12 protein-coding genes are annotated in these 13,050 nt (G+C 71.3%); 2 read left to right on the top strand and 10 right to left on the bottom strand.

Translation table 11 applies throughout. From position 1 onward, the window contains the following. Nucleotides 1-101: 101 nt before the first annotated feature. The 8 genes from T398_RS13595 to paaA all read right to left on the bottom strand — a co-directional run bounded on the left by T398_RS13595 (nucleotide 102) and on the right by paaA (nucleotide 7,574). Complete coding sequence (locus T398_RS13595) at nucleotides 102-809, bottom strand: demethylmenaquinone methyltransferase (RefSeq protein WP_496447139.1); 708 nt, start codon at nucleotides 807-809, stop codon at nucleotides 102-104. Between the two features lie 127 nt (nucleotides 810-936). Continuing rightward, entirely contained in the window at nucleotides 937-2,148 is a 1,212-nt protein-coding gene (locus T398_RS13590; protein WP_496447137.1) for a COG1361 family protein, read from the bottom strand. Between the two features lie 342 nt (nucleotides 2,149-2,490). Continuing rightward, nucleotides 2,491-3,681, bottom strand: a complete 1,191-nt coding sequence (gene mqnC, locus T398_RS13585; RefSeq protein ID WP_496447136.1) for a cyclic dehypoxanthinyl futalosine synthase — start codon at nucleotides 3,679-3,681, stop codon at nucleotides 2,491-2,493. 126 nt (nucleotides 3,682-3,807) lie between these two features. Beyond that, nucleotides 3,808-4,917, bottom strand: coding sequence for a 1,2-phenylacetyl-CoA epoxidase subunit PaaE (paaE, locus tag T398_RS13580; protein WP_496447134.1), 1,110 nt, complete (start codon nucleotides 4,915-4,917; stop codon nucleotides 3,808-3,810). Continuing rightward, nucleotides 4,914-5,390, bottom strand: a complete 477-nt coding sequence (paaD, locus tag T398_RS13575; RefSeq protein ID WP_496447133.1) for a 1,2-phenylacetyl-CoA epoxidase subunit PaaD — start codon at nucleotides 5,388-5,390, stop codon at nucleotides 4,914-4,916. Before paaD ends, paaE begins: the two co-directional genes overlap by 4 nt. Beyond that, nucleotides 5,387-6,190, bottom strand: coding sequence for a 1,2-phenylacetyl-CoA epoxidase subunit PaaC (paaC, locus tag T398_RS13570; RefSeq protein ID WP_496447132.1), 804 nt, complete (start codon nucleotides 6,188-6,190; stop codon nucleotides 5,387-5,389). The genes paaD and paaC overlap by 4 nt, the downstream gene beginning before the upstream one ends. After that, nucleotides 6,187-6,507, bottom strand: a complete 321-nt coding sequence (paaB, locus tag T398_RS13565; RefSeq protein ID WP_496447130.1) for a 1,2-phenylacetyl-CoA epoxidase subunit PaaB — start codon at nucleotides 6,505-6,507, stop codon at nucleotides 6,187-6,189. Before paaB ends, paaC begins: the two co-directional genes overlap by 4 nt. Continuing rightward, nucleotides 6,504-7,574, bottom strand: a complete 1,071-nt coding sequence (paaA, locus tag T398_RS13560) for a 1,2-phenylacetyl-CoA epoxidase subunit PaaA (protein ID WP_496447129.1) — start codon at nucleotides 7,572-7,574, stop codon at nucleotides 6,504-6,506. Before paaA ends, paaB begins: the two co-directional genes overlap by 4 nt. Nucleotides 7,575-7,921: 347 nt before the next feature. Here paaA and T398_RS13555 point away from each other — a divergent pair, with 347 nt between their 5' ends. Together T398_RS13555 and T398_RS13550 are read left to right on the top strand one after the other, a co-directional pair. After that, entirely contained in the window at nucleotides 7,922-8,857 is a 936-nt protein-coding gene (locus T398_RS13555) for a serine hydrolase (RefSeq protein WP_496447127.1), read from the top strand. After that, nucleotides 8,857-9,789, top strand: coding sequence for a serine hydrolase (locus tag T398_RS13550; protein WP_496447125.1), 933 nt, complete (start codon nucleotides 8,857-8,859; stop codon nucleotides 9,787-9,789). Before T398_RS13555 ends, T398_RS13550 begins: the two co-directional genes overlap by 1 nt. 22 nt (nucleotides 9,790-9,811) lie before the next feature. Here the strand turns inward: T398_RS13550 and T398_RS13545 are convergent, their stop codons facing one another. Together T398_RS13545 and T398_RS13540 are read right to left on the bottom strand one after the other, a co-directional pair. Further along, nucleotides 9,812-10,663 (bottom strand): menaquinone biosynthetic enzyme MqnA/MqnD family protein, encoded by an 852-nt coding sequence (locus T398_RS13545; protein ID WP_496447123.1) that lies wholly within the window; start codon nucleotides 10,661-10,663, stop codon nucleotides 9,812-9,814. A 100-nt stretch (nucleotides 10,664-10,763) separates the two neighbouring features. Continuing rightward, complete coding sequence (locus T398_RS13540; RefSeq protein ID WP_496447121.1) at nucleotides 10,764-12,923, bottom strand: HelD family protein; 2,160 nt, start codon at nucleotides 12,921-12,923, stop codon at nucleotides 10,764-10,766. Nucleotides 12,924-13,050: the final 127 nt, after the last annotated feature.

Raw genomic sequence — 13,050 nt, 5'->3', positions numbered from 1 at the left:
GGGGAAACCCGCCGGTCAGCGGCGGTAGGGGCGAGGTAGCGGATCGCTTCGGCACGAATCGCCGTTTTACGGCCGGCCTACCCGAGGCACGGGCGCCGCCGTCACGACCGGAAGGCACGGTGCAGTGCGACGATGCCGCCGGTCAGATTGCGCCAGGCCACGCGCTGCCAGCCCACCGACCCGATCAGCTCCGCCAGCGCCGCCTGATCCGGCCACGCGCGGATCGACTCCGCCAGATAGACGTACGCGTCCGGGCTGCTCGCCACCGACCGCGCCACCGCCGGCAGCGACCGCATCAGATACGACAGGTAGATCGTGCGGAAGGCGGGGTTGACCGGGGTGCTGAACTCACAGACCACCAGCCGACCGCCGGGCTTCGTAACCCGGGCCAGCTCGCGCAGCGCCGCCGCGGTGTCCTGCACGTTGCGCAGCGCGAAGGAGATGGTCACCGCGTCGAAGCTCGCATCGGCGAAGGGCAACCGCAGCGCGTCCCCGGCCAACAGGGGCACCTCGGGGCGGGTCCGCCGGCCCGCGGCCAACATGCCCAGGGAGAGGTCGGCGCCGACCGCGTACGCCCCGGAACGGGCGAGTTCCCCGGTCGAGACGCCGGTGCCGGCACCCACGTCCAACACCCGCTCGCCAGGCCGCAGGCCCAGCGCGGCCCGGGTCGCCCGGCGCCAGGACCGGTCCTGCCCGAAGGAGAGAACGGTGTTCGCCAGGTCATAGCGGGCGGCCACGCCGTCGAACATCGCGGCGACCTCATGCGGCTGCTTGTCCAGGCTGGCGCGCTGGCCCTGAGACGTACTCACCCCTCCACTGTGCCAGCCGTCGCACCTCCCGCCGGGAGGCCCCCCTACCAGGCCATCCGCGCCGGGGCCCGCGGAACGAGGGCGGGGTGGCCGTCGACCCGCCCCACCCTGTCGCCGCTGACCAGGGTCAGTCGGTGTCCCGCTCCTGTCCCGGGTTCACCAGGACCATCTTCCGCCGCCGCGAGAGCAGCAGCAGCGCAGCACCGGCCAGCAGTACGGCCGCACCAACGCCACCGATCAGACCGACCTGCACCCCGGTGACCGGTAGGCCGCCGCCGCCACCGGAGCCGTCCGGGGCCGCCGTGGCGGTCGGGCTCGGCGAACCGGTGGGCGTGGGGGTCGGCTCCGGGGACGAGGAGAAGTCGACGAAGACGTCGAACTGGGCCTCCCCGTCGCCGGGGTCGACCTCGGCGAACGCCCGGAGCTGGAGGTCGGAGGCGGTACGTGACGCCGCCTCGGGTGCACCGGAGGCGAGATCGAGACCCACCGAGTAGAGGAAGCCCGGGCGGAGCACCGACTCGGTCACGTCGGCGCCCACCCGCACCCGCACCGGTGCGGTGTAGTACTCGCCGGGTTCCAGCACCGCGCCAGAGTCGGTGCAGTGCACCTGCACCAGGCCGCCGAGACCCGACTCGGTGCAGCCCGCCGGCAACTCGGCGAAGTCGACGCCGGCCGGCAGGGTGAGCCCGTACGCGATACCGGTGGCCGCGCGGCTGCCGTGGTTGTACACGGCCCAGTCCAGCGGCGCCGTCTCGCCGGGCCGGACCGGCGTCCGGGCCGGCTCACCGCTGTCGTCGCCGTCCACCTCCACGTCGGCGTAGACGTCCTGCGCCCAGCTGGTGAGGTCGTAGCCGGGCTTGGCGACCGTGATGCGGTGCTTGATCTCGTTGTCCTCCGAGACCGGATCGGCGGTGGCCGAAGTCACGGTGACGACCAGATGACCCGCGGCACCGCGCTTGCCGAGGGAGAAGAGGGGGATGCCGAAGTCCTCGGTGGTGCCAGCCGGCAGGTCGCCGAGCAGGCAGCTGAACGTGGTCCCGGCGGCCTCGCAGCCCGCCGGGACGACCACGCCGACCTTGCGCTCATTGAGGTCCGCCGTCTCGACGGTCACCCGCACGGACTTCGCGTCGGCCGTACCACGGGTGTTGTCGATCTGGAATTTGAAGGGCTTGGCCCTGGCCTCCTCGACGCCCTTGGCCAGCTCGTAGCTGAGCGGGATCAATGCCAGGTCAGCCTGGTCAGCGGCGTGCGCCGGAGCGGACACCCCGATGCTGCCGGCCGCGACGAGCAGGGCGACCGCCCCGACCCGGGCCAGCGACGGACGGTGGAGCAACATCATCGATCCCCCCGAGGGTTAGGGACGCGAATTCGAAAACGGGCGGAGGCCCGCCACCCTTGATCAGGAAGGGCCGGCCCGGGCAGCTCGCCGGACCCGAACCACCCGGGCCGGGACATTAGCGGGCGACGATCACCCTGGCTAGCCCACTGTGCGGGCAGGCTGACGTAACCCCGCGCAGCCACGCCGGGGGAATGTCCGGACTAACGGGGTTTGTCATCCACAACGTGGACCGTCGCGTCAGCGAACAGGTCGCCGAGGTCGATACCTACGGCCCACAGCCCCTGAGCCGTGCGGCCCACCCGTGGAAGACCCTCATCCGCGGGGTGGCGCCGGCCAGCCACCTCAGCCGGCGTCAACCAGTGGCAGCGTCTTCCCGGCGCCGCCGCCGGGCAGGGCGATCGACGAGAAGTGCGACACCACCCGGTCATCCCGCGGGTCCTCGGCGGGAGTGCGGTGCACGGCGAGTCGCCGGTAGTGGGTATCCCGCTGAGCGGGAATCCGGTCCGCCGACCGGATCATCCCGATCAGGTCGTGCAGGTTCGAACGGTGCCGCGCCCCGGCCGAGGAGATGACGTTCTCCTCCAACATGATCGAGCCCAGGTCGTCAACCCCCATGTGCAGCGCGAGCTGACCGACATCCTTGCCGGTGGTGAGCCACGACGCCTGAAGGTGCGGCACGGTCTCGAAGAAGAGCCGGGACACCGCCACCAGCCGCAGGTACTCCAGGGTGGTGGCCTGGGTCCGACCCTTGAGGTGATTGTTCTCCGGCTGGTAGGTCCACGGGATGAACGCCCGGAAACCCCGCGTCCGATCCTGCACGTCGCGGATCATCCGGAGATGCTCGATCCGCTCGGTGGCGGTCTCCCCGGTGCCCATCATCATCGTCGCGGTCGACTCGACGCCCTGCTGGTGGGCGAGCTCCATCACCTCAAGCCAGCGCTCACCGGACTCCTTCAACGGCGCGATCGCCTTCCGCGGCCGGGCCGGCAACATCTCGGCGCCGGCGCCCGCGATCGAGTCCAGGCCGGCCGCCTTGATCCGGGCGATGGCCTCGGTCAGCCCCACGCCGGACACCTTCGCCATGTGCAGGATCTCGCTCGGGCCGATCGAGTGGATGGCGAGCTGCGGGTAGGCCCGCTTCACCGAGGAGAAGAGCTCCTCGTAGTACTCCACCCCGTAGTCGGGATGGTGCCCACCCTGCAGCATTACCTGGGTGGCGCCCAGCTCGACCGCCTCACCGCAGCGGCGCAGGATCTCCTCCGTCGGGTGGGTCCAGCCCTCCCGGTGCTTGGGCGCGCGGTAGAAGGCGCAGAACCGGCACGCCGTCACGCAGACGTTCGTGTAGTTGATGTTGCGGTCGATCAGGTACGTGACGATGTTGTCCGGGTACCACCGCCGCCGTACCGCGTCGGCCGCCTCACCCAGCGCGTGCAAGGGCGCTTCGGTGTAGAGCAGCAGGGCCTCCTCGGGCGTGATCCGCCCGCCGTCCGCGCCGCGCTGCAGGATGTCGTTGATCTCCCGGCTCACCGTCACGCTCCCGAGCCTACGTCGCCCCGGCCCGACCGGTGACGAGCGGCCACCGGCGGTGTGAGCTCTCCGGCCGTCAACCCGCCGCCGCCCGGGTGGCCGACCATCCGCGACCGGCCCCGCCCGGTCGGCTCAGGCATCGTAGTCAACCGTGAGCCGATCGGTGGTCGGACTCGACTGGCAGGTCAGGACGTAGCCCGCTGCCAGCTCGTCCGGCTCCAGCGCGTAGTTGCGGGCCATCGTCACCGCGCCGGCCACGACCTTCGCCCGGCAGGTCGAGCAGACGCCCCCCTTACACGCGTACGGCAGCTCCGCGCGGACCCGCAGCGCCGCGTCCAGCACCCGATCCGCCCGCCCCATGGTCACCGTTGACGAACGCCCGTCCAGGACGATCGTGACCTCGGTGCCCGCCGTCGGCTGGTGCTCGGGGCGGCGGACCGGCTCCGGGGGCGCATCCACGTGGAAGAGCTCGGCGTGCACCGCGGCGTCCGGGACGCCCCGGGCCGCCAGCACTCGCTGGGCGTCCGTCACCAGCGCGTACGGGCCGCAGAGGAACCACTCCTCGATCGCCTCGCCCGGCACGATGGTGTCCAGCAGCCGGCCCAGTCGCTCGGCGTCGATGCGGCCCGAGAGCAGCGGGGACTCGCCCTGCTCGCGGGAGAGCACGTGGACCAGGTGCAGTCGGGTCGGGTACCGGTCCTTCAGGTCGGCCAGTTCCTCGGCGAACATCACGGTGTTCGCCGCGCGGTTGCCGTACACCAGGGTGAAGGTGCTGGCGGGCTCGACGGCCAGGGCCGTGGTAACCAGGGAGAGCACCGGGGTGATGCCGGAGCCGGCGGCCACCGCCGCGTAGGCGCGTACCCGGTCCGGGTGCAGCGCGGTGGTGAAGTGCCCGAGCGGCGGCAACACCTCGACGGTGTCCCCGCCCCGTAGCGCCCCACAGGCGTACCCGGAGAAGGCGCCGCCGGGGATCTCCCGGACCCCGATCCGCAGCACGCCCCGCCGGGCCAGATCCTGGGGCGTCGAACAGATCGAGTACGAGCGCCGTACCTCCTCGCCCTGCTCCGTCGTCCGGCGCACGGTGAGGTGCTGGCCGGGGGCGAACGCGAAGGTCGCGCGCAGCTCGTCCGGTACGGCGAAGGTGACCGCCACCGCGTCGGCGGTGAGCCGGTCGACGGTGGCCACGGGCAGCGGGTGGAAGACCGGCCGACGACGGGTCGGCCGGGTGATCGTGACAGTCACAGTGCCTTCAGGTGGTCGAAGGGTTCGGTACAGGTTCGGCAGCGTCGTAAAGCCTTGCACGCGGTCGAACCGAAGCGGCTGATCTGCTCGGTCTCCGGGGATCCGCACCACGGGCAGCGGACGGCCAGGGTCAGCGGCACCGGGCCGGTGGGGCGGACCGGACCGGGTGGGGCGATGCCGGACCGGGCGAGTTTGACCCGCCCCGCCTCGGTGATCCAGTCGGTGCTCCACGCTGGCGTGTAGACCGTCCGGACCTCGGCCGGCGGGTGGCCGGCGGCGGCGAGCGCCCGATGGATGTCGGCCCGGATCACCTCCATCGCCGGGCAACCGGTGTAGGTGGGGGTGATGGTGACCACCACCCGACCGGTGCCCGGCTCCTCGGCAACCGACCGCAGGATGCCGAGCTCCTCGATGGTGATCACCCGGAGCTCGGGGTCCACCACCGCGGCCACCGCGGCCCGGGCGGTCGTCACCAGGACGCTCCGGGATGCGCGCGATGTAGCACCTGCAGCTCGGTGAGCAGGTAGGACAGGTGCTCGGTGTGCACGCCGTTCCGGCCGCCGGCCGGCGTCCAGGAGGTCTCGGGCACCGTCAACGTGGGCTCGGTGAGCACACTGGAGACGACCGAGTCGAAGTCGGCGCGCAGGGTGGCCGGGTCGACCGGCGCGGCCGGGTCCGGGGTGAAGAGTTCGTGCGGGTACGGCCAGACCTCGTCCACTGCCGCCTGCATCCGGCGGTGCGACTCGTCGGTGCCGTCGCCGAGCCGCCGCACCCACAACGAGGCGTGCTCCAGGTGGTAGGCCGACTCCTTGCGCGCCTTCGCCCCGATCGCGGCCAGCCGCTCGTCGCCGCAGCCGGCCAGCGCGGTGTAGAGCGGCACCTGGTACGCCGCCAGGAAGAGCAGCTTCGCCATGGTCACCGCGAAGTCACCGTTGGGCAGCTCGACCAGGAGGCAGTTGCGGAACTCCCGGTCGTCGCGCCGGTACGCCAACGCGTCCTCGTCCCGCCCAGCTCCCTCCAACTCGCCCGCGTAGGTCAACAGCAGGCGGGCCGCCCCAAGCTGGTCGAGGGCGATGTTGGCCAGGGCGATGTCCTCTTCCATCTCCGGCCCGCGGGTGCACCACTCGGCCAGCCGCTGGGCCGCGACGAGCGCGTCGTCGGCGAGGCCCAGGACGAACTCGAAGTGCTTGCTGACCGGCCCCGGCGCGCCCGTCGTCGTCCCCGGCGCGGCCGGCACGGCCTCCGGTCCGGTCTGTTCGACATGCGCGGTCACAGGTGAGCAACCCCCTCCGGCACCTCGTAGAAGGTCGGGTGGCGATAGACCTTGTCCGCCGCCGGGTCGAAGAAGGCGTCCTTCTCGTCCGGGCTCGACGCGGTGATGGCGGCGGCCGGCAGCACCCAGATCGACACCCCCTCCTGTCGTCGGGTGTAGAGGTCCCGGGCGTTGTGCAGGGCCAACTCGGCGTCGGCTGCGTGCAGACTGCCAACGTGGGTGTGGGCCAGTCCGCGCCGGGCCCGGACGAAGACCTCCCAGAGGGGCGCCGGCGGAGCCCCACCCGGCTGGCTGGTCGGCTCGCTGAACTCGCTCACGCCACCCTCTCCTTCTTGCTCGCCAGCTCCGTCTTGCTCGCCCGCTTGGCCGCGTACGCGGCGGCGGCGGTCCGGACCCAGGCACCCTCCCGGTGTGACCGACGACGGTGCTCCATCCGCTGCCGGTTACACGGACCCGCCCCCTTGATCACCCGCATCAACTCCCCGTAGTCGGGCTGGGTGAAGTCGTAGCCACCGCGCTCGTCGTTCCAGCACAGCGCCGGGTCGGGAAGCGTGAGGCCGAGCACCTCGGCCTGGCCCACGCACATGTCCACGAACCGCTGGCGCAGCTCGTCGTTGGAGAAGCGCTTGATCTTCCAGGCCATCGACTGGGCGGAGTGGGTGGAGTCGGTGTCCGGCGGGCCGAACATCGCCAGCGACGGGTACCACCAGCGGTTCACCGAGTCCTGCGCCATCTCCCGCTGGGCCGGGGTGCCGTGGGCGAGGGTGTAGAGGATCTCGTACCCCTGCCGCTGGTGAAACGACTCCTCCTTGCAGATCCGGATCATCGCCCGCGCGTACGGCCCGTACGAGCAGCGGCACAGGGGCACCTGGTTGACGATCGCCGCGCCGTCCACCAGCCAGCCGATCGTGCCCATGTCGGCCCAGGTGAGGGTCGGGTAGTTGAAGATCGAACTGTACTTCTGGCGACCGGCCAGCAGCAGGTCAACCAGCTCGTCCCGGCTGACCCCGAGGGTCTCCGCGGCGGCGTAGAGGTAGAGGCCGTGGCCGGCCTCGTCCTGCACCTTGGCGAGCAGGATCGCCTTGCGCTTGAGGGAGGGAGCGCGAGTGATCCAGTTGCCCTCCGGCTGCATTCCGATGATCTCGGAGTGGGCGTGTTGGGCGATCTGCCGGATCAGGGTCGCCCGGTACGCCTCCGGCATCCAGTCCCGGGGCTCGACCTTCTGGTCGGCGGCGATGACCTCGGCGAAGTGGGCGGCCGGATCCGCGCCGGCGGCACCGTGCCGCCCACGCTCGGCCGCCTTCCGCAGCGCCAGCTCGGCCGCCTCGACCTCGCCGAGCAGGCCGCTGGAGGTGTCGTCGGCGGGGAAGTCATTCCCATACATGCCCCAAGTGTTACAGCTCGACACACCAATCTCTAGGGGGTGTAACAGGTTTCCGGCCGAGGGCGGAGCACGCCGCACACCAGCCCCTTATGAACCGAGTCACAATTAACCCCCCAAAAAGGGCAGAAAGCGCGCGCTGTCTGCAACTCCCGCCACGGATGACACGCCTTCGCCGCGAGCGAGCCTCGGCACGGCGCAGATCCAGACGTAGACTTCCCCGCGGTCACACCGACCTGCTGCCGGCGATCGTTTACGTAACTGAGGCCGCCCCCGCCTCGACCGCGCCGATCCCTCCCCCGGCCTTGCGAGCCGGCCCCCTGGCCCCGACATCTGGAGTTCACCCAGTTATGCGTCCCCGGTTGCTAGCCGTCATGGCGGTCGTCCTCGGAATTGCTTTGATCATTCCCGCTGCGTACGCCCGCCTCGACGACGGCGGCACCGACTCCGAGGCCAGCGTCCCCACGCCCGCCCCCGCCGCGCCCCCGCCGCCGACCCTGGCCGACGCGCCGGTGTCCGTACCCTTCGAGGGCGAGTTCTTCTCCTGGGCGCTGATGGACCGCCAGACCGACACGATCTCCGGCGCGGAGAACCTCACCGACACCAGCTCCACCGAATCGATGATCAAGGTGTGGTTCGCTGCCGACTACCTGAACCAACTCGGTGACGAGTCGCTCTCGACGACGATGCGCGACGCCATCACCACCGCGATCCGGGACAGCAACGACGACGCGGCGAACCTGCTCTACCGGGAGGTTGGCAGGTCGGCCACCATCGACCGGATGATCAGCACCTGCGGCCTCACCGACACCAAACCCGGCACCGTGCCGGGCTACATCGGGTGGTGGAGCTTCACCCAGATGTCCCCCCGGGACGCGGTCCGGCTCGGCGACTGCATCGCCGACGGCACGGCGGCCGGGCCGACCTGGACCGAGTTCCTGCTGGACGAGATGAGTCAGGTTCGCGGTACGACCGCCGCCGACGACCAGAACGCGCGCTCCGGAGGCGGCCGCTGGGGGATCATCGACGGCCTACCCGAGTCGATCACCAGCCAGGGCCCGGTCGGCATGAAGAACGGGTGGACGGCGCTGAACTACGACGGCAACTGGCACGTCAACTGCCTCGCCGTCAACGACCAGTGGAGTCTCGCCGTGATGATGCGATACCCACAGCAGAATGGGCTCGACTACGGCGCCCAGACCTGCGCGAGCGTCGCCACCCAGCTCGTCACCCCACAGCCCGGCGCCGCCCTGAAGGTGCCGCAGCAGCCGACCGGGGACCTCTGATGGCCAGCCAGCCCGACGCACGGAAGGGCGGCACCTCACTGCTCAAGGTGGCCGCGATCACCGCCATCCTGATCGGTTTCGTGCTGGTCTCCCTCCGCCTGCTACCCGGGTCGCCCTTCGCATCGGCGGCCACCGCTCGGTGGGGCGAAGGCCCAGCGCCGGAGCAGTCCGATGGCCGCGAAGAGCAGGCCCAGCCCACGCCATCGCCGAGCCCGACCCTCGAACCCCTGCCCTTCGCCGCGAACGATCTCACCAACCTGGGCGTCGACGGCTGGTACGCCTGGAGTGTGCTGGACCGCCGTACCGGTGAGATCACCGGCTCGGAGAACCTGGCCGAGACCAGCACCACGGCTTCGATGATCAAATCCTGGATCGTCGCCGACTACCTGCGCCGCACGGTGGAGGCCGGCCGAACCCCGACCGAAACCGAGCTCGCCGACGCCACGAAAATCATCCGGGACAGTGACAACACCCTTACCCAGGAGTTCTACAACAACCTCGGCAGGTCCGTCACCATCGAGCGCCTGCTGTCCCTATGCGAGCTGACCGACAGCAACGTCGCGGAGGACGGCGGCTGGAGCCGGACCGAGCTGTCCCCACGGGACACCGCCCGGCTCGGTGCGTGCATCGCCGACGGCACGGCCGCCGGCCCGGAGTGGACGGACTGGCTCCTCGAGGAGATGCGGCAGGTCCGGGGCGCCGGCGACTTCGGTATCCGCAAGGCGTTCCCGTCGGCTGTCAGCGAGACCATCGCCATCAAGAACGGCTGGGTGGACCGCACCCGCGAGCAGGAGAACCACGTCAACTGCCTCGCGATCGGCGACACCTGGACGATGGGGGTAATGCTGCGCTACCCGGTCGCACAGGGCTACCAGTACGGCATGGACAACTGCCAGAAGATCACCGAGGCCCTGCTGGCCGAACCGACCTGACCGGCGGCACCGGCCGCAGTGGTCAGCCGACGAAGCGGGCCGGGCCGCCGGCGGGAAGCTCGGGGACGGCGTCGGCGGCAGCGGCCCGCCGGGCGAACTCGCACAGCCCGGCGATCTGGCGATCCCCCAGGCTGAAGTCCAACATCCGGAAATAGGTCGCGAGGGTCTCCGCGTCGAAGCTCTCCCAGCGGGCAGCCGCCGTCGCCACCTGGTCCAGCTCGGCCAGGCAGAGGTCCCGGGAGCGCAGGAACGCCTCGTGCACCTCCTTGACCAGACCGGGATGCGCGGCCGCGAAATCTCGGCGGACCGCCCAGACGGCGAAAACCATCGGCAGCCCGGTCCACTCGTTCCACGCCTGACCGAGGTCGGTGACGGTGAGGCCGCGGGACGGCGCGTCCAGGAGGGCCCGCAGCGCCACATCGCCGATCAACACCCCGGCGTCCGCCTCCAGCAGCATCTGGGTGAGGTCCGGCGGGCAGCGGAAGTAGTCGGGCCGCACCCCGTACCGCTCGGTGAGCAGCAGCTGAGCCAGCAGCACGCCGGTCCGCGAGGTCGACCCGAGCGCGACCCGGCACCGGTCGAGGTCGGCCAGCGGGCGGGTCGAGACGACGTTGACCGAGAGCACCGGTCCGTCACTACCCACCGCGAGGTCGGGCAGCAGCAACAGGTCGTCGGCGTTTCGCAGGTACTCCACCAGGGTGATCGGGCCGATGTCCAGGTCACCGGCGACCAGCGCGGCGCTCAACCGATCCGGCGAGTCCTTGTGCAGGTCAACATCGATCAGGGCGCCCGAGCGCATCAGCCCCCAGTAGATCGGTAGGCAGTTCAGGAACTGGATGTGCCCGACCCGAGGGCGCGCGACCGGCTCTACCATGCCCCGACCGTATCGCCGCCACCGCGTACCGCGACGCCGGGTCGGGGCCGAAGTGGCCAACACCGCAGCCAGCGCGCCGCCAAGGGCAGGGCGGCAGGAGTCACGCCGGAGCGGGCACCTCGGGCCCGGCGGCGCGGTCCGGCGCTTCGGTGCAGAGCGCTACCGGCAACGCTCGGGCGTGCAGCACCGTCAACCGGGTCACCGCGCGGGTGAGCACGACGTAGAGCCGGTGCAGTCCGCGCGGTTCCGCGTCCACGATCTCGGCCGGTTCGAGGACGATCACGTGGTCGTACTCCAGGCCCTTGGCCAGCGTCGCCGGGACGACGGTGACGCGCCCGTTCTCCGGGGCGTCGAGTTCCCCGGGCGCTTCGCCGGCCGCGACGAGCGCGGCCCGCAGCTCGTCCAGGTGCCGGTCAGCGGCGATCACCCCGACCGACCCCGCCAGCGAGCGGGTCGCGGCCAGCTCCGCGACCACCTCGGCGGCCAGGTCGTCCACCCGGCGCAGGACGAGACTCCCGTCCGAACGCAGCGACACCGCTGGGGGGACGTTCACCTCCAGCGCGGGCAGGAGCCGGTTGGCCAGCGCCACCACCGCCTCCGGTACGCGGAACCCGGTGGTCAACGGCACGACCGCCGCGTCCGGCTTACCCAGGTGCCGCAGCGACTCCGCCCAGTCGGTCGCCGCCCATGGTGCCGTGCCCTGGGCGAGGTCACCGAGGAGTGTGATCGACCCGTGCGTGGTGCGGCGGGCGATGGCCCGACACTGCATCGGGGAGAGGTCCTGCGCCTCGTCGATGATGATGTGGTGCAGGCTCGGCTCCCGCTCCAGGAGCCCGGCGGCCTCGTCGAGCAGCACCAGGTCGGCGCTGCTCCACCGGACGCTCTTGACGCTCCGGAAGCGCCGGGGCCAGCGCAGCGCCTGACACTCGGCCTCGGTGAGGATGCCCTCGGCGGCGCGGGCCAGCGTCTCCGCGTCGCTGAGCAACTCGAAGACGAGTGACTGCGGCGTCACCGCCGGCCAGCAGGCGTCGAGGAACTCGACCACCGGTTTGGCCTTCCCCATCCGCCGTTGCCACGGCTCCCCCGGTGACTCGCCGGAGCGCGTCTCGGCCTGGCGTTGCAGCAGGCCGACGACCCGGGCGCGGACCCGCTCCCGGCCGAGCAGGTACGCGGGATCCTCCCGCCGGGTGTCGTCCACCAGGCGGGTGAGCACCCCCGGATCGATGCGCCACCGGTAGGCGCCGTCGGATACCTGGATCGCGGAGTCAGCTCGACCGAGCCGGGACCAGAGCGCCCGCCGCAGCACCGTCGCCATCCGGGGGTCGTGCTTGACGGCCTCGGCCGCAACCGCATCAACCCCGGAGATCGGCACCCGCCCGATGAGCCCCTCCAGGGTGGCCTGCCGCACTTCCAGCTCACCGAGCGCGGGCAGGACCGCCGAGATGTAGCCGAGGAAGGCCGGGTTCGGCCCGAGGATCAACACGCCGGTACGCCGAAGCCGTTCCCGGTGCAGATAGAGCAGGTACGCGGCCCGGTGCAGACCGACGGCGGTCTTGCCGGTTCCGGGCGCCCCCTGTACGCAGATCGAGGTGTCGAGGTCGGCACGGACCAGCTCATCCTGCTCGGGCTGGATCGTGGCGACGATGTCGCGCATCGGCCCGACCCGGGGGCGTTCGATCTCCTCGATCAGAATCTTGCTCGTGGTACCGAACTCCTCGCCCTGGTCGAGGCGTTCGTCTTCGAGGCTGGTCAGGTCGCCGCCGGCGAACCCGAACCGACGGCGGGTCCGTACGCCCTGCGGGTCACGGGCGCTGGCCTGGTAGAAGGCGCGACTGACCGGAGCTCGCCAGTCCAGCACCAGCGGCTCACCGAGCTGGTCGGAAACGTGCCGCCGTCCGATGTGGTACCGGCCGGTCAACGACTCGCCTGCCGGCACCGCGACGCCGTCGAGGTCGAGGCGCCCGAAGAACAGTGGCGTACGGGGGTCGTCGGCGAGTTCGGCCACCCGCCGGGCCAACGCCACCCCGAGGGTCTCGGCGGAGAAGGGGTCCCCGGCGATCTTCGCGCCGACGGCGTACATGGCTTCGGCGTGCTCGCGCATCGCGTGCAGGGCGGCCCGCGACGCGGCCATGTGCGCGCGCTCGGTGTCGAGCTCAACAGTGAGGTCAGCGGTGCGGTCGGTAGTGCGGCCAGCGGTGCGGTCGGTAGTGCGGCCAGCGGTGCGGTCGGTAGTGCGGTCAACGGTGCGGTCGGCAGGCATGACGGCGGTTCCTCCGGGTCGACAGGGTGAGCTGGCCGCCCGGCCACCCACGTCGGGTACCGGCGTTGCCTCGGCGCGGCGCGGGAGCGCACGGATCGACCAGCCTAGCCCCTCCGACCGCTCCCAT

It is taken from the genome of Salinispora goodfellowii (assembly GCF_059570675.1).
The sequence above is the reverse complement of the archived record's forward strand: the minus strand, read 5'-3'. Positions and strand labels throughout refer to the sequence as shown.